Raw genomic sequence first — 22719 nt, 5'->3', positions numbered from 1 at the left:
TTTTCTGTTGATATGTTGATAACCGCTATAACACTTATCGACATATTATAAACACGCTAACTTCAAATAAATCCACCACTCGACATATTTATCAACATATCAACAGCACCTACTACTATTACGGCTATTTTATTACTATATGTATTAAATAATAATAATATTACTGCTTTATCCAAATTTTTTACTGCAACCGAGAAATGCAAGGAGGCTTCTCTATGAAAATTACCTGTGCTAAAGACCAGCTGAACCATGCTGTTCAAACAGTTCAAAAGGCTGTGGCTGCAAAAGCAACTCTCCCTATCCTGGCAGGTATATATCTCTCAGCCCAAAATAACAAACTCGAACTTCAAGCGACAGACTATGAAATTGGCATAAGCTGCGCTATCGATGCCCAAGTCGATATTCCAGGACAAATTGTTTTATCAGGCCGTTATTTTCAAGAACTAGTAAAAAGGCTTCCAGGCGAAACAGTTGAAATTGCCTCATCAACTGAAGATCGCACAATAAAAATCACCGCAGGTACATCTCAATTTAATCTTCTAAGTCTGCCTGCTGAAGAATTTCCTATCTTAAAACCTCTTTTTGATAAATCAGATAACAACAATACACTTATAATTAAAGACAATTTACTGCGCGACCTAATTAAACGAACTGTATTTGCTTGCGCTACCGAAGAAAGCAGACCTATTTTTACTGGTGCGCTATTAGAATCAACAGAAACTGATGTACGAATGATTGCTACCAACACTCATCGACTAGCATTAAAAAAGAGTATATTAGAAAAATCTAGTGATAATAGTAATCCTTTAAAAATCGTTATTCCATCTAAGGTGCTTAATGAATTAGCTCGTTTATTATCATCAGAGCTGCCTGTTGATGTTAATATTTGCTGGGAAAAAAACCGGGTAGCCTTTCGTTTTGAAAATGTATATTTAGAGTCTAGAATCATTGAAGGACAATACCCTGACTATAACCGCGTAATTCCTCCGCAATTTGGTACAGTCGCATCGATCAATACAGCCTTATTTATGGATGCTGTCGAACGTGTTTCACTTATGGCTAAAGACGGGGAATATAACGTAATTAAGTTTCAATTCAACGCTGATGAAGTTATCATAACCTCGAATAATCCTGATATTGGAAAGGCCTATGAAACAGTACCTATTGTTACAGAGGGTACAGAAATAACAATTGCATTTAATGCTAAGTATGTAACAGATATTCTAAAAAACATTGGCGCCACCGAACTACATTTCTCCCTAAATACTCCTCTTAGTCCAGCAAGTATAAAGCCTGTTAATGATGATAACTATACATATATTATTACTCCAGTTCGTACCAGTTAACTGTTAAAGCGCGATTTCGTATGGAGGAAAAATTATGGAAGAAATCGAAATACACACCTCAGAAATTAATATGGATCAGTTGCTAAAATGGGCAGGAATTATTGATAATGGTGCCCACATTAAGCCTTTTATTGAGGACAAGATGATTAAACTTAATGGCACTATTATTACTGAACGAAGAAAGAAAGTCCGTCCTGGTGATATTATTGAGATAAAAGGTATTGGCTGCTGGAGAATTATTACAGGTGAGGCATGAGAGTAAAACGGCTGACTTTACGTAATTTCAGAAATTATGTAAATATTAATATTGACTTTACGGCTAACATTAATATTTTTGTTGGATTAAACGCACAAGGGAAAACCAATCTTTTAGAGGCTTTGTATTTTTCGGCGATGGGGCGATCCCACCGTACTAGCACCGATCTGGAGCTAATTCGCTGGGATCAGCCTGCAGCCAGTATAGAAGTTATTTTTGATCGGCAAGATATGGAAAATTCGCTTAAAATAAAGCTTATAGCCAACCAAAATAAGGAGATACTATATAATAGTCATCCTTTGCCGGCGCGGGAGATTGTAGGTTCCCTTAATGCAATATTATTTTCGCCAGAGGATTTGCTGCTAATAAAAGGAGCGCCGGCTTTACGTCGGCGCTTTTTGGATAATGAAATATCGCAAGCTAACCCGGTATATTACCGACAACTCTTAAACTATAACCGGATGTTGGGACAACGTAATAATCTGCTAAAAAAAATCAGAGAAGGCAAGGCAAGTACTGATTTGCTGCATCCATGGGATGAACAACTAGCTGGATCAGCTGCAAATATTACAAAAAAACGCCTTGAATCAGTAAAAAAACTGACAATGCTCGCCAATCTCCATCATCGTAAAATTACCGGCAGCCGTGAAAACCTGTCAGTAGCATACTTTTTAAACGGCTCAAATCAGGATAAAGTTGATGATTTGAGCGGTTGGTATCATGAGCAAATTAAATGTCAGCGTAAACAGGATATTATGAGCGGTAGTACAAGTATTGGCCCACACCGTGATGATCTAATTTTTTCAGTAAATGGCAAGAATATGCGCAATTTTGGCTCACAGGGTCAACAACGTACAGGTGTATTGGCTTTAAAGCTGGCTGAATTAGAATTTATTAAATCAGAAACTGGCGAATATCCTATTTTATTGTTAGATGATGTTATGAGTGAACTTGACGCCGGACGCCGTTCTGAGTTACTCTTATTTATTAGGGAACGTGTTCAAACATTTATCACCGCTGCTGATGAACAATATTTTTCTGAAGGAAAATTAGGAAAATTCTACCGAATATTAAGTGGTACAGTAACGGAGTGATACAATGTTCAGGCTAAAGGATGTATTGCCAGGGACGCTAAAATCGATGGGTTTAACCAAAAAGTATAATGCTCAATCTGTTATTATTCACTGGCAGGAGATTGTAGGTGAGGAAATCTCAAGTCATTCGTGGCCCATTTCAGTAGAGCGCGGTACTCTACTTTTAGCTGTGAATAATCCAGTATGGAGTCATCATTTGATGATGCTTAAACTAGGGATAATGGATAAGATTAATACATTTCTCAATGAAAAACTAATAGTAGATATTCGGTTTCAGGCAGGAGATTTGAAAAAATACCAGAATCATCAAGAAGATGGGGAAAATATTGCTATTTTGCAACCAGCTAAGCTTGATGCTGGCGAGTTAGCTGATGTGTGGCAAAAAACTGAAGCTATTCAGGATGCTAACCTTCGGAAAAAATGCTATTACATGTTAATAAAACAAACAGGGATTACTAAAACAAAACAAAAAGCAGGCTGGCAGTCCTGTAAACGCTGCAGCGTATTAGTGCCTCCAGGGCAAATGCATTGCACAGCCTGCTATATTGAATGTAAGCAGGAAAAGAGTCAGGCGCTCACAAAGCTCCTAATGGAGGCTCCCTGGTTTAATTATCAGGAAACATGCAATTTTGTTCCTTGTGTTCCGCGTGAGTTTCACGCTGTTAAAAAGCGCTTAGTACATAAACTAATTCGTGGTCTGTTTGAGCCTGGATGGGATAAGCTTAACGAAGCTGTATTAGTTATGCTGATGACAGGAATCAAACCAGATAGAATAAACCAAGAAACTATTGATACTGTTATTAGCAAAATAAAAGTGCGACTTGCGGAAAAAGTCAGGAGGAAAAAATATGTTTCTTCACCTGGGCGCTGATACTGTTATTCCCTTACGCAATGTAATAGCCATTTTTGATTTGAAGATAGCTGGCTCAGCAATCACTGAAAAATATATAAAAAAAGTAAAATCTATGAACAAAACCATTGATATATCTGATAACAATGCAAAAAGTTTTATTATAACAGACCAAAATGTTTATCTATCAGCTATATCATCACAAACATTGAAAAAAAGAGCTGGCCATATAGCGGTCGGCGATGAGGAATACGGGGGTTAGGCATGATGTCAGAAATGAGTGATACAACAGTAAACGGCAGTTATGGTGCTCAGCAGATTCAGGTTCTTGAAGGCTTGGAGGCTGTCCGCAAACGCCCTGGTATGTATATTGGAAGTACTTCAGCTAAAGGACTGCATCATCTGGTATACGAGGTTGTGGATAATAGTATTGACGAGGCTTTGGCCGGTTTCTGCAACAGAGTTCAAGTAAAAATACATAAAGATAATTGTATAACAGTTATTGATAATGGCCGCGGTATCCCGGTAGATATGCATGAAACAGGAAAACCGGCTGTTGAAGTCGTGCTTACCATCCTACATGCAGGCGGTAAATTTGGCGGTGAAGGCTATAAAGTTTCTGGTGGCCTCCATGGTGTTGGCGTATCTGTAGTTAATGCGCTGTCCGAATGGATGGAGGTAGAGGTAAAAAGAAATGGTAAGATTCATTTTATTCGCTTCGAACGCGGTAATACTGTACAAAGTCTTAAGATTATCGGCGAGACTGAAGAAACTGGAACCAAGGTAACTTTTAAACCTGACGCACAAATTTTTGAGGAAACTGAATATAGTTTTGATACACTAAAAAATCGCCTCCGGGAACTGGCTTTCCTTAATCGAACGCTGACTATAATTATTGAGGATGAGCGGACTGAAGAAAGGAAAGAGTTTTACTATGAGGGCGGCATCTCTTCTTTTGTTGAGCATTTAAACAAAAATAAGGATGTTGTTCACGCCAAGCCAATCTACCTAAACGGATCAAAAGACACTACTCTTGCTGAAATCGCAATTCAATACAATGACGGCTATGTTGAAAATATATATTCGTTTGTTAACAACATTAATACCCAGGAAGGCGGCACACATTTAAGTGGCTTTAAGATTGCCTTAACCAGGACGATTAATGAATATGCCCGCAAATTTAATGTCCTTAAAGAAAATGATGAAAACCTAAGCGGCGAAGATGTTCGCGAAGGAATGACAGCAGTCATCAGCGTCAAACTGCAGGAACCGCAATTTGAAGGGCAAACCAAGACTAAACTGGGCAACAGCGAAGTCAGAGGTATTATCGATAATATTGTCTCAGAGGGTCTTAATGAATTTTTTGAAGAAAACCCTGCAGTTACTAAAAAAATCATTGAGAAATCTCTAACAGCTTCTCGGGCACGAGAAGCTGCCCGTAAAGCGCGTGAATTAACTAGGCGTAAAAGTGCCCTTGAATCAAGCTCACTACCAGGGAAACTGGCCGATTGTTCAATAAAAGATCCTGACCAGACAGAGATATATCTCGTAGAAGGAGATAGCGCCGGAGGCTCGGCAAAACAAGGCCGTGACCGTCGCTTTCAAGCTATTCTGCCATTACGGGGAAAAATCCTTAACGTAGAAAAAGCTCGATTGGACAAAATCCTCAACAATGAAGAGATCAGAGCTATGATTACTGCCTTTGGTAGTGGGATTGGCGAGGAGTTTGACATCGAAAAACGCCGTTATGGCAAGATTATTATCATGACAGACGCCGATGTTGACGGGTCACATATCCGCACCTTGCTGTTAACATTCTTCTATCGGTATATGCAGCCGTTAATCCAGAGTGGTCATGTATATATTGCCCAACCGCCGCTCTATCTTATCAAAAAAGGCAGAGAAAGCTGGTATCTCTATAGTGATGCCGAAATGGATAATCTGCTAAGCAGAATTGGTCGTGAAGGCATTAATGTTCAACGATATAAAGGTTTAGGTGAAATGAATCCAGAGCAATTATGGGAAACTACTATGAATCCTGAAACCAGGACAATCCTCCAGGTTGAACTTGAAGATGCTATATCTGCGGATGAAATATTTTCGATACTCATGGGTGATAAAGTAGAACCAAGACGTAAGTTTATTGAGGATAATGCAAGTAAGGTTAGGAATTTGGATATATAAAATAGTTGTTTATAAATGCAAATCACCCAGTCAATAAAAATATTGACTGGGTGATTTTTTAAAAAAAAGTAAGAGGAAGGTTTTCCCCTTCCTCTTACTTTAGCAGCCATCCCTATAGAATTCATGAACACGACAATCTCAAACAACTTGCTTCCGAAACGGGTTAACTTTACTCTTATACCAGACGGAAAACTTGTTTCAAACGGCCCTATTTTACAAACAAAAAACACTATCCTGCCTGAAACTAACCTACTTGCAATTAACGGAAACCTGGATATTTCCTAGATACTGCAATCCTGGTTGAATCTACGGCTCTATAGGGATGGTGCTTACTTAGATAATACCATAGCTTAGATTGCTTTTCAAGTAATATTTATTTAGAAAAATTTGACTACTTAAAAGCACAGATTTGTAGTAAATCGTTTAGCCGAATTAGCCCTCTGGCATGTTTATTGACATGCTGTCATATAATAGCTTTTTAGCTTGGCGTGAGGCCCATTTTATTTCATTTGCGGTCACTGCTACATCAAGTAAAGCATGCAGATAATAACTACCAGTTAGTTTGGGTTGCCAGTGCTCAATAGCTTGGGTCAGTTTTTCCCAGTAATCTTCACTAATCTCTTCAGGTTCAGCTGGAATCTCATCGATAATAACAGACCTGAGCTTTCCGTTAATCCTGGCGATGGTAGAGCAGCCACTTTCTAATATCTCTAAAATCATTCTAAATTCTTCACTAATCGACTGAGAGCCTGATTGTTGTCGCCGGTCAAATCTGGCAGGCAAGAGTTCATAAATTCTATCTGCCTTTCCGATCAGCGACTGGTTGTAGTCAATAAACTTTTCAGCATTGGTAAGCCAATCACTTTGTTCTGTTGCACCTGGCCTTAATATTTCTCCTTCCCGTTGTAAAAACTCTATCAGTTTGCGTGACTCCTTATTTATTTTATGGACGGCTTTCTTTTGTTCATGACGTATAGGCGGTTTGTTATTTTCAAGTTGAACATAGTCCTGTATGGCCTGGCAAAAATAACTGACTGCTTGTTGGTTGCTTGCTTGTAGTTTCTCTTTGAATTGCTGTTTGTAGCGGGGGGGCCAGAGAATGATATTAATGAGCATAGCTACACTCAGACCAACAAATATTACTGCTGTTCTGATTAATGCGTGTGGTAAAAATTGCTCAGTGTTTGAACTCAGGACAAATAAGGCAGCAATTATCCCCATTGTGATATTGCTCTTAAAGCCAAACTTTATATGTAAATAGATGAGCAGGATGGTGATAAGGCCCATTGTAATAGGGTTACTTCCAAGTAGGTAGCCCAAAATTAGGCCAGCGCTAACTCCCAAAATGTGTACCATAATCTGATCTTTTGCGGTTGTAATTGTTAAAAATATAGATGGCTGCATATTAATGACCGCCGAGACAGCGCCAAAAAAGGCTGGCTCAAGATCGAGCATCTTACAAATAAACATGGTAATTGTGACTGCAATACCTGTTTTTATAATGCGAGCGCCTATTTTCATGTGTTTTTAATCAATCCTTAAAAAAATATGTGATTACATGGTTAATATAATCCATTTCGGCAATCCTAGCAATAAAATAGTTGATTTTCAGAGAATTTAATGGCAGAATATAATAGTAGGTATTAATTTAAAATAATCCAATAGAATAACATAGAGATCGCTTTATACGAGGAGATAGAAGGTGAATTTTATTCACGAATACCAGTCAACTCATAATAAAGGGTTGTATTTTCCTTGGTATTTTATGTAACTTATTTGTGGTATAATAATCGCACTGATAGTAAAGGTATAGGGTGTAGAATGTTAATAAGGAGGGCGTTTAGTGAGCGAAATATCTGTAGGAATTTTGGGAGTAGGATCATATATTCCAGAAAAAGTGATTACAAATTATGATCTAGAAGAGAAATTTGATACATCAGACAAATGGATTGTTGAACGCACAGGGATTCGTGAAAGACATGTTGTAACCGAAGGGGAAGCTACATCAGATTTAGCGACTAAAGCGGCTGAGAGAGCCCTGTTAGCTGCAGGCGTTCGTGCTGAGGAGCTTGATCTGATTATCGTTGGGACTGTTACGCCAGATATGATGTTCCCCTCTGTCGCCTGTCTAGTACAAAGTAATATCAAAGCTGTTAACGCGGCTGCCTTTGATCTCACAGCAGTTTGTTCTGGTTTTATTTACGGACTTTCTGCCGGCAGTTGTTTTATCAAATCCGGTACTTATAAAAAAGTATTAGTTATTGGCGCAGAAACCCTGTCAACCATTACCGACTGGACAGACAGGAATACTGCTATCCTCTTTGGGGATGGAGCAGGAGCTGTTGTCTTAGGTGAGACCAGCCCAGAAACTGGAATTCTTGGGATTGATTTGGGAGCAGAGGGCGCAGGGGGTGATCTGCTCAAGGTGCCTGCCGGTGGATCACGTTTGCCTGCATCTGAAGAAACACTGTCAAATAAACTCCATTTTATCCATATGGATGGTAATGAGGTCTTTAAATTTGCTGTTAAGGTTATGGGAGAAACGGTAAACAAAGCGCTTAAAAATGCAAATCTTACAGCAACTGATATTACCTGTCTTGTACCACATCAAGCAAATTTGAGAATTATTCAATCAGCTGCTAAACGGCTAGGTTTGCCAATGGAGCGGGTTATCGTTAATGTTGACAAATATGGGAATACATCGGCTGCGTCTATTCCTATTGCTCTCGATGAAGGCGTTAAAAGCGGCAGGATAAAAAGTGGGGATGTAATTGCATTAGTTGGCTTTGGGGGCGGTCTTACATGGGGCGCAACCATAATCAAATGGCAATAAGGGAGAAGACCTACAAAAAGCGGGGAAGAGTCCGCTTATAATAAAAAAATAGACCGCTGGCCAGGTGCCAGCGGTTTTGCGTTATTTGACATCAATAATTTGACCTTGCGTGATTGCCGCTAATTGATCAGGGCTAAGCCGGAATACGTCAAACGGTGTGCCGGCAGCGGCCCATACCTCATTATAGCGGAAAAGGTCTGAATCGATGAAGCATTTGAGTTTGTTCACATGTCCGATAGGAGGAATACCACCAATGGCAAAGCCTGTTGTTTCTTGAACAAAATTGGCATCAGGCCTGGATACAGCTTCACCCAGATATTCTTTCATTTTTTTTTCATTAATGCGGTTATCACCGCTGGCAACAATAAGTACCGGTATGCCGGTATTTTTTCCGCGAAAGATCATAGATTTGACGATTTGCCCGACTTCGCAGCCAATAGTAGTGGCCGCTTCGACACAAGTACGGGTTGAATCCTGCATGGTAACTACTTGGAGTTCCAGACCGAATTTATTGAGCTCTTCCTGGATTTTGGCCGCACTTTTTCCTAATGTTTCTGCCATAACAATATCCTCCTGGTAAATATGACTAATTATGTATTATTATACAATAATCACAACAGATGTGAAGTGGCTTTAGCATTTACGCTAAATGAGGCATATAATATAGCAACATAATGTTTCGGGAAGGGGAGATGTGTAATGGACAGAAAGGTTGATAAATGTCAAGGCTGCTGTCAGCTTGAGTTTGATATATTGCCTGCCAACAGGCCGCCGGTTATTGATGCTGGTTTTTGGGTGCAAGCTACAGCCACAGGTGAGGTATGCGGTTACGACGGTGGCGGTAGTATTTCAATATCGGCTGAAGGGCTTATTCCGCAGGGCGTCTATACTGTCTGGTTTGCTACAGATAGAGGTCTTAGGCCAGCTGCTCCTACTGATGCCATTTACACTGCTGATGGGTTAGACCCTAATCGGTTGGTCGTCAATAGTGACGGTGTACTTAATTATTATATTGCTCCTCTTGATTTTAATCCTTTTCGCGGCATACCACTGTCAAACGGTAAGACAGCAGCCATCGTCCAAGGGGTCATTATCGGTTTTCACGGCAACCGCATGACAAATGGTACTGTACCTGGGGTCTTCAATGTAAACTTTTTTGAACAGCTCACTGCAGAAATGTGTTTTTCACGTAATATAGAGGACGAGGATAGTGTTGAGTTGGGTTAAGATTAATTAGTTTCAATTGTGACCGGGGTGCCGACATCAACTAAGCCCGCTAATTCAAGCACATCCCGGTTATACATACGAACACAGCCTTTAGATACCGCACCGCCGATAGAAGATGGATTGTTAGTGCCATGAATACCGTAGTGAGGCTGACTGAGCCCCATCCACATTACTCCAAAGGGGCCACCAGGATTACGGATCTTACTAATAATATGATATCTTCCTATGGGGGTAGTGGTAGCTGTTTTGCCTACGCCGACAGGATAACTTCTCACGATTTTGCCGTCTTTCATAAGAATTAGGAGTTTCTGTAGTAACGAGATTTTAATAGAATAAGCCATATTTTCACCTCCGCTACTATTCTATGCTGATAGAGGCGGATGTGATGTGATCATGGAATAGTGTTGACAATATGTGACACTATTTTTATTTTTAGTTAGATGATGTGATATTTTTAACAATTTAATCCAGTTACAGAAGGAATTAACAGAAATTTCACGAAGTAATGAAAAATGAGAATGATCTATCTGATTTGAAAGGAGTGAGTCAAAATGAAGCAGCTATTAAAATGGTTGCAAGGTATTAATGGTAAGTTGGCTAGCTGTCTGTTTTTTACCGGTATAGCACCTTTGGCCGGGATTCTTCTGCTAATGAACATCATGTCTCCTGCGACTTTTCAGGCAATTATAATTATGTATATTATAGGATCATTATTCGTTCTAGCAGTGTGGGCGCTGTTTGTTTCCAGGGCTATTGCCAATCCAATTCACCAATTGCTGGCCAGCCTAATGGAAATGGCTGGGGGCGGCGGGGATATGAGTAAAAAATTAAAAATAGCAACAAATGATGAAATTGGTCAATTGGCCCATACGACAAATAATCTCATGGGAAAAATATCGGACTTAGTGGGGGAACTTACGCAGATTAGCGGAAAAGTATCTTCAGCAAGTAAATATTTGTCTGATTATACAATACAGACTACGGAAGCCATGCGCCAAACCACCGCGAATATGGGTGAAATTGCAGCTGGTTCGGCCAGGCAGGTACATGACATTGAGTTATGCAGTCAGTCTGCTAATCATGCCAGTACCCAGGTACAGGATACCAATCGCATGGCTGTTCAGACAGTTGAACTGGCTAAAGAAGCCAGTGCCAGTGCTGTTGATGGCGCAGGTCAGGTTAAAGAAGCCATTATAACCATGACCGGGGTAAAGAATCAAATGGATATCTCGGCTAAGGCTATTCATGGTCTGGCTGGGAGAATTAACCAGATTGGGCAGATTGTCGAAGTGATTACAGCGATTGCCGCCCAGACTAATCTCTTGGCGCTCAATGCAGCTATTGAGGCGGCTCGGGCAGGTGAACAAGGCCGAGGTTTTGCTGTAGTTGCTGATGAGGTACGAAAACTGGCAGAAAGCTCGCGTCAGTCGGCTGAGGAAATAACCAGCCTGGTACAAGGGGTAAGACAGGAAACGATAGACACGGTAGCAGCCATCGAGGACGCGCTTAACCAGGCCCATCAGGGAGCTGAGAAGGCTAGCGGTTCAGAAGCTGCCTTGAACCACATTATCGCCGTAAGCAAAAAGCTAAATGAACAAGTCAGCTCTATGGCGCACAATACAGCCGGTGTTGCCAATGATATAGAGGATATCGCGGTTAATGTAGGCGAAATCACCAGTATTGCCCGCCATTTCTCAGGCTCTAGTCAGGAAATTAATGCTGCCAGTGAAGAGGTGTTTGCGACAATTGAAAAAATCGCAGCCTCAGCACATGATCTGGATCTTATGGCCCAAAGCATGGAAGAAATGACAGCTCAATTTGTTGCTGTTGATGAAATCACACGGAAGAGAATTAAAGATAAGCTGGATAAAGCCCGTAATTTATTAACCCAATATGGACCTATTTATATTAATAGCAACAATCAGGTGGTTGCCGGTGATCAAGTAATTAATAACAATGATAGGCTTGTTGATGACATTGCGCAAAAAGTCGGGGCAGCCTGTACGGTGTTCCAGGGAAATACCCGAATTGCCACAACCGTGACAACTAAGTCGGGACGGCGAGCCACAGGCACACCGGCAGCTAAGTATGTTGAAAAGGCTGTACTTGAACGGGCTACTGAGTATATTGGTCGTGCTACTGTAATGAGGCAGTGGTATATCGTCAATTATGAGCCGCTCAAAGATAAAAGCGGGCATATCATTGGGATGCTATTTGTAGGCGAAAAGCAAAAAGTTTAGTAGATAAAGAAAACACGGCTTGCGCCGAGCCTTTGGCGACAGCGGAAGCCGATGTTGCCTTATCCAGACGGAAAGTTGTACTTTCTTACAGGATAAACGCAAAGCAGCAGGTGTTTCAAAAACACCTGCTGCTTTTTTTTTATTTAAGACAGGCCCAATTTTTTTGTGAGGATAATAAATTAGTAAAAAGTAGTTTTTCTCCCCTGTGACATAAGAAAATGCATATTGATTAAATGTTAGAAATATTCCCCAGGGTGCTTTCCGTTAAATAAGAAGGAGGAGGCATGTAATATGGCCTATGATTTCGAGAAACTGATTAAGAAAGACAGGGATGAACACAAGCAATACAAGTTTGACGGTAACTTGATAGACTATCTGACAATTGTAAAAGAAAACCCTAGCGTAGTCGTGCTAGCCCATCAGCGAATGTATGAACTGCTAGTCAAGCCCGGTGTCGAGACAATAAAGACAGAAGAAAACTCACGGCTAAAACGGATATACGGCAATGATACCTTAAAAAGGTATAGTTTTTTTCTAGATAAATTTTTTGGTATTGATAAAAGTATCATGAAAATTATGCGTTATTTCCATTCAGCTGCTATGAAAGGCGAAGAATCCCGGCAGGTACTGTATCTGGTAGGCCCAGTTGGTGCAGGTAAGTCCTCCATTATGGAATCATTAAAACAGGCGTTGGAAATGAGTCTGCCAGTATATGTTTTGAAAGACTGCCCAATGCGGGAGGAGCCGCTTCACCTTATTCCTAAGCACCTCCGTCCCCAATTTGAGGAAATGCTTGGCGTTAAGATTGAAGGCGATTTATGCCCTATCTGCCGTTACCGGCTTAATCACGAATATAACGGTGAGTTCGAGCGCTTTCCTGTTACAACATCCGGATTTTCTATCCGGTCTCGCAAAGGCATTGGCGTTGTGCCGCCAGTTGATCCAAATAACCAGGATACATCAGTGCTGTCAGGGTCTGTAGATATCTCCAAACTTGATCTGTATCCAGAAGATGACCCGCGGGTGCTGTCCTTAAATGGCGCATTTAATGTGGGTAACCGGGGTGTAGTCGAATTTATCGAAGTATTTAAAAATGACGTTGAATATCTTCATACAATGATCACGGCGACTCAGGAAAAGTCGATCCCGTCGCCTGGTAAGGGCGCCATGATTTATTTCGACGGCATTATCCTGGCCCACTCCAATGAAGCAGAATGGAATAAGTTCAAATCTGACCATACCAATGAGGCTATTCTTGACAGGATTGTCAAAGTAGAAGTGCCTTATTGCCTGGAACTGGACGAAGAGGTCAAGATATATCGCAAGGTACTAAAGAGCAGCAGTTTTAACGCCCACATTGCCCCCCATACCATTGAGGTAGCCTCTATGTTTGCCATTCTTACCCGGCTAACGCTTTCTACTAAGGTTGATCCGTTTACTAAGCTCAAAATTTATAATGGCGAAGAAATTGTTGAAAAGGGTTCGACCAAAAAAATCGACATATTTGAGCTTCGCGAGGAATCTCTGCGTGAGGGCATGACCGGCATCTCTACCCGTTTTATCATGAAGGCTCTTGATACGGCATTGTCAGAATCTGAATTTAACTGCATTAATCCGATTGCCGTTATTGAGACTATGGTTAAGGCGACGAAGGAAATGGCTATTGGCGAGGATGAAAAGAAAAGATATCTTGGCTTTCTACAGGATACCATCAAGAAAGAGTATAATAAGATATTGGAAAAAGAGGTAACAAAAGCCTTTATTCATGGGTATAGAGAACAAGCTGAAAGTCTGTTTAACAACTATCTTGACCACGCTGAGGCCTATGTTAATACGACTAAGTTAAAAGATAAGAGTACAGGGGAAGAGCTTGAGCCTGACATCAAGTTTCTACAATCTATCGAAGAACAAATCGGCATTACTGGTACGGCAGCCCAGGGGTTCCGCCAGGATGTGACGTCTTATATGTTTTCAGTCATGCGGGGCGGGGGAAAAATTGAATACGGGAGCTATGAACCGCTGAAAGAAGCGATTGAAAAGAAATTGACAGCATCAGTCAAAGAACTTTCCCGCATCATTACCCAGGCCAGAGTAAGGGATAAGGAACAGGATTCCAAGTATAATGCCATGGTCGAAGCCATGAAAGACAATGGCTACTGCCCGCACTGCTGCAATGTGGTCTTAAAATATGCTGCCAATAATCTGTGGAAGGACTAGGCGAAAGCGGAGGTGACCTATGGCAATCTTTAAGGAGGGACGCACTGGACAGTCTGACCGTTCACAATATGACCGCAAGCGCCACCGGGAGTTGGTGGAAGATGCCATTAGGCGGAATCTGGGTGATATTATTGCCGATGAAAGTATTATCGGCCAGAGTAAAAACAAAAAAATTAAGATACCTATTCGCGGGATTAAAGAGTACCAGTTTATCTATGGCAAGAATAACGGCGGTACTGCCAGTGGCAGCGGCAACGAGCAGCGCGGCCAGGTAGTTGGCCGTACTAACAGCCAGCAGGAAAAGGGGATGGGGCACGCTGGTAGTGAACAAGGCGAAGATATCTATGAGACTGAGATTACCATGGACGAAATCGTCAATTATATGTTTGAGGATCTTAAACTACCTGATTTAGAGCGGAAAAAATTTGCCGTGCAAGAGTCAGAGCATAAATTCAAAAAGTCAGGCTACCAGCGTAAAGGTATTCCACCGCGACTGGCCAAGAAGCGGACCATGGTGGAGAAGCTCAAGCGCCAGCAAGGATTAATCCGGGAAAATGTATGTACTGAACGCTACGCAGAAGATGGCTCCCGGGTACGGGAGCGGGTACCTTTCCGTGAAGACGATTTACGCTATTTCCGGGTAAAAGAAGAGATTCGCCGCCACTCGAATGCTGTTGTATTCTGCATTATGGATGTGTCAGGCTCGATGGATCAGAGTAAAAAGTATCTGGCCCGTAGCTTTTACTTTCTCTTATATCAGTTTTTGCGCTGGAAGTATGAACAGGTAGAGGTCGTGTTCATTGCCCACACCACGGAGGCCAAAGAAGTTAATGAGCGGGAGTTCTTTCATCATGGAGAAACAGGCGGAACAATGATTTCGAGCGGCTACGCAAAAGCACTTGAAATTATTGAGCAGCGCTATAGCCCGACCGTATGGAATATTTATTCCTTTCATTGCACAGATGGCGACAACTGGACAGAAGATAATTCAAGAACAATTGAAAAGGCTAAGGAGCTTACCAGTGTCAGCAATTTATTTGGCTATGTCGAGATTCTTGCCAATTATGGCTATGGTGTTACTGTTCGTCGAGAACTGGAGCAGAATATAAAAGATCAAAACTTTATTATTGTGACTATGGGGCGAAAAGAGGATATTTGGCCGGCCTTTAGGCGAGTACTTGAAAAAGAGTCAGAGGCCGAGGCCGGAGCTGGGGGTGGGGAATAAAATGCCGGCCGAGTATACAATAAGTGAATTACAAAACTGGAGCAGCCAGATTGAAGCACTGATTAGAGACGTGGGTCTTGAGTGCTATGAGCAGCAGTTTGAGATTTGCAGTTACGAAGATATGTTGTGCTATGAAGCCTATGTCGGCATGCCTTCTCATTATCCTCACTGGAGTTTTGGTAAAATGTATGAACGGCAAAAAACCTATTATAGCTATAACTTAACCGGCCTGCCTTATGAAATGGTAATTAATTCTGACCCTTGCCTCGCCTATTTAATGCAAGATAACACGTTGCTCTTACAGATATTGACAATTGCTCACGTGTATGGACATAACGACTTTTTTAAGAATAACCGGCTATTTAAACAGAACACCCGGGCTGAGCTGACTGTCGAGATGTTCAAGAGTCATGCCAGCCGAGTGCGAGACTACATTGCCGATCCCAGCATAGGCCCAAGGAAGGTTGAACGCATTCTCGACGCTGCTCACGCTCTTCGATTCCAAGTCAGGCGGCAAGGTGAGGGTAAGTTGCCAAACAGGAGTGAACTGGCCCAAGAGACATTGGAAGAGATACCTGAACGGCTTAAATGTGACTTGCTGAGTTATTTAAGCGAGCGTGGTAAGCTGGCTTACTGGGAGAAGGATTTAATCAATATTGTCAGGGAAGAAACCTTTTACTTTCTGCCACAACTGGAAACTAAGATTATGAATGAAGGCTGGGCCAGCTATTGGCATTATACGCTGCTCAATCAGCTTGAATTGCCACAGGGCCTGCATTTTGAGTTTTTGCAGCGCCACAACCTTGTAGTTAGACCGCACGAAGGCCAGATTAATCCGTATTTTATTGGTTTTAAAATGTTTGAGTATCTGGATAAAACAAGCGGGCGGGAAAAGATCTTTGAGATCCGCGCGCAAGAAAGAGATCAGTCTTTTCTACGACGGTATTTGAACAGAGAACTGTGTGAGGAGATGTGCCTGTTTAATTATAAAGTGCGTGGTGTTGATATTGTAGTATCCGAAGTATCTGACGAAGACGGCTGGAAAGCCATCAGGAACGACTTGGCTAATTCCGTTGGTTTGGGGATGGTGCCGGAAATAGACGCGCAAGGCGTAGAAAATGGGACATTGAACCTTGAGCATCTCTATGACGACCGGGAACTAGAGATCAATTATGCTAAAGAAACGATTAAGTATATTTCTGATTTATGGGGCGGCAAAGTAGATTTGAAAACCAAGCTTAATAACAAGGATAAGATTATTCGCTGTACCGAAGATAAGATTGTGTCAGTATGGGACGCGTAGCCAGGTATTAGTAAACTCCCCCCAGGTTAAGGCTGGAGCCTTGCCCTGGGGGGAGTTTCTATTCAGCGTATTCGCGGGCTGTCTCTTCACCAGTGAGTACCCGGTATGCGCCTTCGGCCAGTGCCTGCAGTTCGTTCTCACCAGGCAAGACAGTGACAGGTGCAATAAAACTAATATATTCTTTAAGTTTGGTTGTAAGCTGCTCTGAGTATGCAATGCCGCCGATCAGGATAATATGGTCTACCTTGCCGCATACTGGTACGGCGGCGGCGGCGATGCTTTTGGCAATGGTATAAATCATGGCTTGATAGATAAGTTCAGCTTGAGTATCACCGGCTGCGGCGCGGTGCTCAACCTCACGCACGTCATTGGTTCCCAGATGAGCTACCAGCCCCCCTTTTCCAGCTAATAACTTAGCTACAGCTGTATAGTCGAGTTTTTCTGTAATTACTTTCTCGATGAACTGTCCAGCAGGCAGCGTGCCGGCGCGCTCCGGTGAGAAGGGGCCGTCACCATCCAAGGCATTGTTTACATCAACAACTTCGCCAAATGTGTGGCAACCAACCGAAATGCCGCCGCCCAGATGGGCCACAATCAGATTGAGGCTGTTATAAGGGCGGTTGATGCTTTTGGCAAACCGTTTAGCTGCAGCTTTCTGATTAAGGGCATGAAAAATACTTTTGCGGGGAGCTTCCGGCCTTCCAGTAATCCGGGCTACCGGGGCCAATTCGTCAACAACTACAGGGTCAACAATATAGGCTGGGCAGCAGCCTTGCTTGGCTATGAGATCAGCCAGAATGGCACCAAGATTAGAGGCGTGGGAGCCATAGCGACTATGCTTTAAATCGTCCAGCATGCTATCAGTAACTTGATATGTACCGCCTACCATCGGTTTTAAGAGACCACCACGTCCGACGACTGCTGCGAAGTCAGTTGATTTAACGTTTTGAGTAGTTAAAAAATCATTTATTTTTTCCAGACGGTAATCAAGCTGATCGGTGATCGTAGTAAATTGCGCAATTTCTTCAGCACTATGGCTAATATTTTGAGTAAATACTTCATTTGTGTCATGGTATAAACCAATTTTGGTGGATGTTGAGCCAGGGTTAATTGTTAAGATCTGATATGCCATGATAACCTCCCAATCGCATCTAATTACAACTACCTTTATTGTAGTATTATTATCGGAATTTGTTAAGCAAAATAAAGAATAAAAAGCGCCTGGTTTAAACCAGGCGAAGTAAGCCCAGGATGATTAAAATTGTTCCAGGAATATAAGGAAAACGTCTTCTCAGGTCCTCTGAAACCAGGCGGGAGGCAGCACCAATGCCCACAGCAATCAGCAGCACCTGGATAAAGGCCATAACTGCAGGGGTATAGATTGGCAGCGGCTTAATTAGTGCCGCGGCGAAGGTGGCAATCATATTGTCAATACCTAAGGCTAAACCAAGTAAGATGGCCTCAGAAGGGCTAATAGAACGGGAGTGGTCAACATCTGCTGTTTCGGGGTCTGCCATTATACTGATAACAATACGGCCTATCCGGAATGTAAGGCGGGTATCTGCTATCAAGGTATCCTGGCTTACGCATTTTTTTGTAATGTATTCCTGAAAAATATTCCATGCCCCTATGGCAATTAGAAGCAGGGACCCCGCGGCGACCGCCATATGAGTATTGAGAAATGAGCCTAGGTAGTATGAGAGAACCATGGCAACGCTAGTGCTGAGTGCGGTGATAAGGCCGATGACAGCAAGTGAGGTGGCAGGCATTTTTATAGATTTTAATCCGTAAGCTGCACCGGCGGCAAAGGCGTCAAGACTGACCGCGAAGCCTAACAAAACTACATATAACATAATTTCTGCCTCCTAGCAGCAACCTTAACCTAAACGCAGTAACCCTAGAATAATTAATAAGGTTCCGGGAAGATAAGGAAATCTTTTTTTTAATTTCTCTGAAACAAGCCTCCGTGAAGAGTGATAGCCGCCAGAGATACATATCATATGTATTACCCCGATTATGATCGGTGTGTAGAGCGGCAGCGGCCCCATAAGCGCAGCGGCAAAAGTGCCAACCATAGCGTCAGCTCCAACAGCCAATCCTAAAAAAACAGCTTCTAAAGGACTTATAAAACCGAGTTTGTCAACATCGGCAGTCTCCGGCTTAGCCATAATACTAATTACTAGACGCCCTAAGGAAAAGGTGAGTTTGCGGGCAGTTACTTCACCGTCTATTTCATATGAAGTGACGTCCTTGGTCAAATATTGCTGAAACAGGCTTGATAGGCCAAGCAGTATCAGCAAGGCAGCCCCGATAGCAATGGCAATATCTGTGTGAATAAACTGACCGACCATGTAGGCCATAACCATTGCTACAGCCGTGCAAATACTGGCTACAAATCCGACAATACACAAAGAAGCAAAGGGCATGCGGATATTTCTCAAGCCATAAGCGATGCCGGCCACAAAACCGTCAATACTGACAGCTAAGCCAAGCAGCAAAACATAAAAGATGCTCATGAACCGTGCGCCTCCTGTTATGATGATAAGACTGTTTTGTCTTTTCGTGATTAGTATATGGTTGGAGGCAAAAATCGGTTACAGCCACAGGGTTATCAGATACTTTTGCCTGTTTGTTTGATTTTTTGCAGGATTTTTTTGCATATGTGGGGAAAATATAGTAAGATGTCGAGTATTGAGGTGGTTTTGTGGAAGATGGTTTAGATTTAGGATTAGGTAAAGTGCTGCCTATCAAAATTGAAGACGAAATGAAAAATTCATATATCGATTATGCGATGAGCGTAATTGTTATGAGGGCATTACCTGATGTTCGTGATGGTCTCAAGCCTGTTCATAGGCGGATACTTTACGCTATGCACGAAGCCGGAATGGCTGCCAATAAGCCGTACAAAAAATCGGCACGTATTGTCGGCGAAGTTTTGGGTAAATATCACCCTCATGGTGATTCTTCGGTATATGATGCCATTGTTAGAATGGCGCAAAATTTCTCTACCCGCTATATGCAGGTAGATGGACATGGAAACTTTGGTTCTGTTGATGGCGACTCGGCGGCGGCTATGCGTTATACTGAAGTGCGTATGTCGCGAATTGCCGAGGAAATGCTGGCCGATATTGAAAAAGACACAGTTGATTTTGTTCCCAACTATGACGAATCATTAAAAGAGCCGTCAGTATTGCCGGCTAAAGTGCCAAACTTGCTCATTAATGGCTCGTCTGGTATTGCTGTTGGTATGGCTACTAACATTCCCCCGCACAACCTTGGGGAAGTGGTTGATGGTCTCATCATGATGATTGATAATCCCGAAGTGACTATCATGGAATTAATGATGGCTATTAAGGGGCCTGATTTCCCGACTGGAGCCTTAATCCTCGGGCGTGAAGGTATTAGGCAGGCCTATGCTACTGGGCGAGGCAGTGTCAAAATGAGGGCGCAGGCCAGAATTGAAAACATGTCCAGCGGTAAACAGCGTATTTTAGTTAGTGAAATACCCTATCAGGTCAATAAGGCCAGACTGATTGAAAACATTGCTGGTCTTGTTCGGGATAAGACCATTGATGGCATTACTGATCTCCGAGATGAGAGTGACCGGAAGGGTATGCGGATAGTCATTGAACTTAGACGCGATGCTAATGCTGATGTTGTTTTAAATCAGCTTTATAAACATACGCAAATGCAGGATACCTTCGGGGTTAATATGCTGGCGCTTGTTAATGGTCGCCCTAAAGTTCTTAACCTGCAAGAAGTTCTGTACCACTACATTGAGCATCAAAAAATTGTAATTGTTCGTCGGACCAAGTTCGAATTGGATAAAGCGCGAGCTAGAGCTCATATTTTAGAAGGCTTAAAAATTGCGCTTGACCACTTGGATGCTGTTATTAAAACAATTAGGGGATCGCAAACCCCTGAGATTGCAAAAAATGCTTTGATGGACAAGTTCACCCTAAGCGAGAAGCAATCTCAGGCTATTCTGGATATGCGTCTCCAACGTCTGACTGGACTTGAACGCGAGAAAATCGAGAATGAATACAAAGACATTCTTGAGACCATCGAATGGTTGGAGGGCGTACTGGCAGACGAGGGTAAAGTAATGAATATCATTAAGGAAGAGTTGCTGGATGTCAAAAAACGGTTTGCTGATGAACGGCGTACTATTATTACCAGCGATGTGTCCAAGATGAATATGGAAGACCTTATTGCAGAAGAGGATATCGTAATTACCTTGACTCACCAAGGGTACATCAAACGTCTGCCTGTTGATACTTATCGCAGTCAGCGCCGAGGCGGCAAAGGTGTAACCGGGATGGGAACAAAAGAAGAGGACTTTGTTGAGCATCTCTTTGTTGCGACAACTCACCACAATCTCTTGTTCTTTACCAGCAGGGGTAGAATGTACCGACTGAAGGGCTATGAACTGCCAGAGGCAGGGCGTACGGCCAAAGGGACGGCTATTGTCAACTTGCTCCAGGTGGAAAAGGATGAAAAAATTACAGCCGTTATTCCTCTCAAAGAGTTTAGTGCCAATCGGCACCTATTTATGGCTACCCAAAAAGGGATTGTCAAAAAATCCGAGCTACTGGAATTTGATACGGCGCGTAAAGGTGGCCTGATCGCTATCTCCCTGGATGAGGACGATGATTTGATCGGTGTTAAGTTAACCAATGGCGAGCAAGACATCATCATGGGTACTAGGGATGGCAAAGCCATTGTTTTCCATGAATCCGATGTGCGCGTAATGGGACGGACTGCTCATGGAGTTCGTGGAATTAACTTGGATCAAGGCGATCAAGTAATTGGCATGGAGGTTGTGAGGAAAGACGGCGAAGTGCTGACTGTTACTTCTGAAGGGTATGGTAAACGTACAACAGTCAACGAATACCGCATCACTGGTCGTGGTGGTAAAGGTGTTATTAACATTAAACCAAGTGCAGCTGAAAAAATCGGCCATGTTGTTGGTATAAAAGTTGTTAAGCCAGGCCAAGAACTGATGCTGATAACAAGTGACGGTATCATCATTCGGATGGAAATCGATACGATATCAGTGACTAGTCGTAGTACTCAGGGCGTAAAGGTTATGCGAACCGACAAAGATGATCAAGTGGTTGCCTTAGCGGTCGTTGAAAAGAAAGCCAATAACGATTAAAGTTATAAGCGCCCCGCGTTAGCGGGGCGCTTTGTTTTTTCAACCGTCCTCAGAATAATATTGACATCAACAAGGTAGACGTGATAATATAATCAAGTCGGTTCAGTACAAGGCAATAATAACCAAATACGAATAATGACAGCAAGAAATACCAAGAATAAAGATGTTGACACGGCGAGATAGACGTGATAACATATAAAAGCTGTCGAATTCAGCAGTAATGCGAAACGACAACACAAACGTTCTCTGAAAACTGAACAATGTAAAGTAATGCATCATAAAAAATGCCAGATGTGCGTGCGTGTCGCAAGACACAAACTAAAAACAATTTTTGATTTTAATGAGCCATTAAATGGCTTCAATATAATGTAGTCACAATGTGACTTTGAATTTGGCCTGTCTCTTCTGATCGAGTAGCTTGTCTCCTCAATCAAGAAACAGCATGCCAAGAGTCATATAGACGGCATACAACTTTATTGGAGAGTTTGATCCTGGCTCAGGACGAACGCTGGCGGCGTGCCTAACACATGCAAGTCGAACGGAGTATTTATTTATGGTTACTTAGTGGCGAACGGGTGAGTAACGCGTAGACAACCTGCCTCTAAAATGGGGACAACACCGCGAAAGTGGTGCTAATACCGAATGTGGTATCTCGGTTGCATGACTGAGATAAGAAAGATGGCCTCTGAATATGCTATCGTTTAGAGATGGGTCTGCGTCTGATTAGCTAGTTGGTGGGGTAAAGGCCCACCAAGGCGACGATCAGTAGCCGGTCTGAGAGGATGA

Annotated in this window: 19 protein-coding genes and 1 rRNA gene; 14 read left to right on the top strand and 6 right to left on the bottom strand. The window is 42.4% G+C overall.

Annotated features, from left to right (window positions below; genetic code table 11):
* Window positions 1-215 precede the first annotated feature (215 nt).
* From dnaN to gyrB, 6 genes are read left to right on the top strand one after another with little or no spacing between them, the layout of a single operon-like run.
* Window positions 216-1346 (top strand): DNA polymerase III subunit beta, encoded by a 1131-nt coding sequence (dnaN, locus tag B9A22_RS14780; RefSeq protein WP_084576654.1) that lies wholly within the window; start codon window positions 216-218, stop codon window positions 1344-1346.
* A 34-nt stretch (window positions 1347-1380) separates the two neighbouring features.
* On the top strand, window positions 1381-1602 hold the full coding sequence (locus B9A22_RS14775; protein ID WP_084576652.1) for an RNA-binding S4 domain-containing protein: 222 nt from the start codon (window positions 1381-1383) through the stop codon (window positions 1600-1602).
* Window positions 1599-2696, top strand: coding sequence for a DNA replication/repair protein RecF (gene recF / locus B9A22_RS14770; RefSeq protein WP_084576650.1), 1098 nt, complete (start codon window positions 1599-1601; stop codon window positions 2694-2696). The genes B9A22_RS14775 and recF overlap by 4 nt, the downstream gene beginning before the upstream one ends.
* Before the next feature lie 4 nt (window positions 2697-2700).
* Entirely contained in the window at window positions 2701-3567 is an 867-nt protein-coding gene (locus B9A22_RS14765) for a DciA family protein (RefSeq protein WP_084576648.1), read from the top strand.
* Window positions 3545-3808, top strand: coding sequence for an extracellular matrix regulator RemB (gene remB, locus B9A22_RS14760; protein WP_084576646.1), 264 nt, complete (start codon window positions 3545-3547; stop codon window positions 3806-3808). Before B9A22_RS14765 ends, remB begins: the two co-directional genes overlap by 23 nt.
* 5 nt (window positions 3809-3813) lie before the next feature.
* Window positions 3814-5730, top strand: a complete 1917-nt coding sequence (gene gyrB, locus B9A22_RS14755) for a DNA topoisomerase (ATP-hydrolyzing) subunit B (RefSeq protein ID WP_084576825.1) — start codon at window positions 3814-3816, stop codon at window positions 5728-5730.
* Window positions 5731-6162: 432 nt separating this feature from the next.
* Here gyrB and B9A22_RS14750 read toward each other — a convergent pair whose 3' ends face one another.
* Window positions 6163-7251, bottom strand: a complete 1089-nt coding sequence (locus B9A22_RS14750) for an FUSC family protein (RefSeq protein ID WP_084576644.1) — start codon at window positions 7249-7251, stop codon at window positions 6163-6165.
* Window positions 7252-7573: 322 nt separating this feature from the next.
* Here B9A22_RS14750 and B9A22_RS14745 point away from each other — a divergent pair, with 322 nt between their 5' ends.
* Window positions 7574-8563 (top strand): beta-ketoacyl-ACP synthase III, encoded by a 990-nt coding sequence (locus tag B9A22_RS14745; RefSeq protein ID WP_084576643.1) that lies wholly within the window; start codon window positions 7574-7576, stop codon window positions 8561-8563.
* Between the two features lie 81 nt (window positions 8564-8644).
* Here the strand turns inward: B9A22_RS14745 and B9A22_RS14740 are convergent, their stop codons facing one another.
* Window positions 8645-9124, bottom strand: a complete 480-nt coding sequence (locus B9A22_RS14740; protein WP_084576641.1) for a YbaK/EbsC family protein — start codon at window positions 9122-9124, stop codon at window positions 8645-8647.
* 138 nt (window positions 9125-9262) lie between these two features.
* Between B9A22_RS14740 and B9A22_RS14735 the strand changes: the two genes are divergently transcribed.
* Window positions 9263-9790 (top strand): hypothetical protein, encoded by a 528-nt coding sequence (locus B9A22_RS14735; protein WP_084576639.1) that lies wholly within the window; start codon window positions 9263-9265, stop codon window positions 9788-9790.
* Window positions 9791-9792: 2 nt separating this feature from the next.
* On the opposite strand, the gene B9A22_RS14730 is transcribed toward B9A22_RS14735, so the two are convergent.
* The gene (locus B9A22_RS14730; protein WP_084576638.1) at window positions 9793-10131 is read right to left on the bottom strand and encodes a L,D-transpeptidase; all 339 of its coding nucleotides are present in this window, start codon (window positions 10129-10131) and stop codon (window positions 9793-9795) included.
* A gap of 210 nt (window positions 10132-10341) precedes the next feature.
* Between B9A22_RS14730 and B9A22_RS14725 the strand changes: the two genes are divergently transcribed.
* The 4 genes from B9A22_RS14725 to B9A22_RS14710 all read left to right on the top strand — a co-directional run bounded on the left by B9A22_RS14725 (window position 10342) and on the right by B9A22_RS14710 (window position 16775).
* Window positions 10342-12030, top strand: coding sequence for a methyl-accepting chemotaxis protein (locus B9A22_RS14725; protein ID WP_084576636.1), 1689 nt, complete (start codon window positions 10342-10344; stop codon window positions 12028-12030).
* Window positions 12031-12321: 291 nt separating this feature from the next.
* Window positions 12322-14247: a PrkA family serine protein kinase gene (locus tag B9A22_RS14720; protein ID WP_084576634.1), complete on the top strand. Its 1926-nt coding sequence runs from the start codon at window positions 12322-12324 to the stop codon at window positions 14245-14247.
* A gap of 19 nt (window positions 14248-14266) precedes the next feature.
* The gene (locus B9A22_RS14715; protein WP_084576633.1) at window positions 14267-15472 is read left to right on the top strand and encodes a YeaH/YhbH family protein; all 1206 of its coding nucleotides are present in this window, start codon (window positions 14267-14269) and stop codon (window positions 15470-15472) included.
* A gap of 1 nt (window position 15473) precedes the next feature.
* Window positions 15474-16775: a SpoVR family protein gene (locus tag B9A22_RS14710; RefSeq protein WP_084576631.1), complete on the top strand. Its 1302-nt coding sequence runs from the start codon at window positions 15474-15476 to the stop codon at window positions 16773-16775.
* 58 nt (window positions 16776-16833) lie between these two features.
* On the opposite strand, the gene buk is transcribed toward B9A22_RS14710, so the two are convergent.
* The 3 genes from buk to B9A22_RS14695 all read right to left on the bottom strand — a co-directional run bounded on the left by buk (window position 16834) and on the right by B9A22_RS14695 (window position 19291).
* Complete coding sequence (gene buk / locus B9A22_RS14705; protein ID WP_084576629.1) at window positions 16834-17907, bottom strand: butyrate kinase; 1074 nt, start codon at window positions 17905-17907, stop codon at window positions 16834-16836.
* 94 nt (window positions 17908-18001) lie between these two features.
* Window positions 18002-18628: a sporulation membrane protein YtaF gene (gene ytaF / locus B9A22_RS14700; protein WP_084576627.1), complete on the bottom strand. Its 627-nt coding sequence runs from the start codon at window positions 18626-18628 to the stop codon at window positions 18002-18004.
* A 24-nt stretch (window positions 18629-18652) separates the two neighbouring features.
* Window positions 18653-19291 (bottom strand): manganese efflux pump, encoded by a 639-nt coding sequence (locus B9A22_RS14695; RefSeq protein ID WP_084576625.1) that lies wholly within the window; start codon window positions 19289-19291, stop codon window positions 18653-18655.
* 188 nt (window positions 19292-19479) lie between these two features.
* On the opposite strand from B9A22_RS14695, the gene gyrA reads away from it, so the two are divergent.
* Both gyrA and B9A22_RS14685 read left to right on the top strand, forming a co-directional pair.
* Entirely contained in the window at window positions 19480-21933 is a 2454-nt protein-coding gene (gene gyrA, locus B9A22_RS14690) for a DNA gyrase subunit A (protein WP_084576623.1), read from the top strand.
* Window positions 21934-22406: 473 nt separating this feature from the next.
* A 16S ribosomal RNA gene (locus B9A22_RS14685) occupies window positions 22407-22719 on the top strand; the annotation flags it as partial.

The sequence above is a fragment of the Sporomusa malonica genome, assembly GCF_900176355.1.
Classification (GTDB): domain Bacteria; phylum Bacillota; class Negativicutes; order Sporomusales; family Sporomusaceae; genus Sporomusa; species Sporomusa malonica.
Note: the sequence above shows the minus strand (reverse complement) of the source record. Positions and strands in the feature narration are given on the sequence as shown.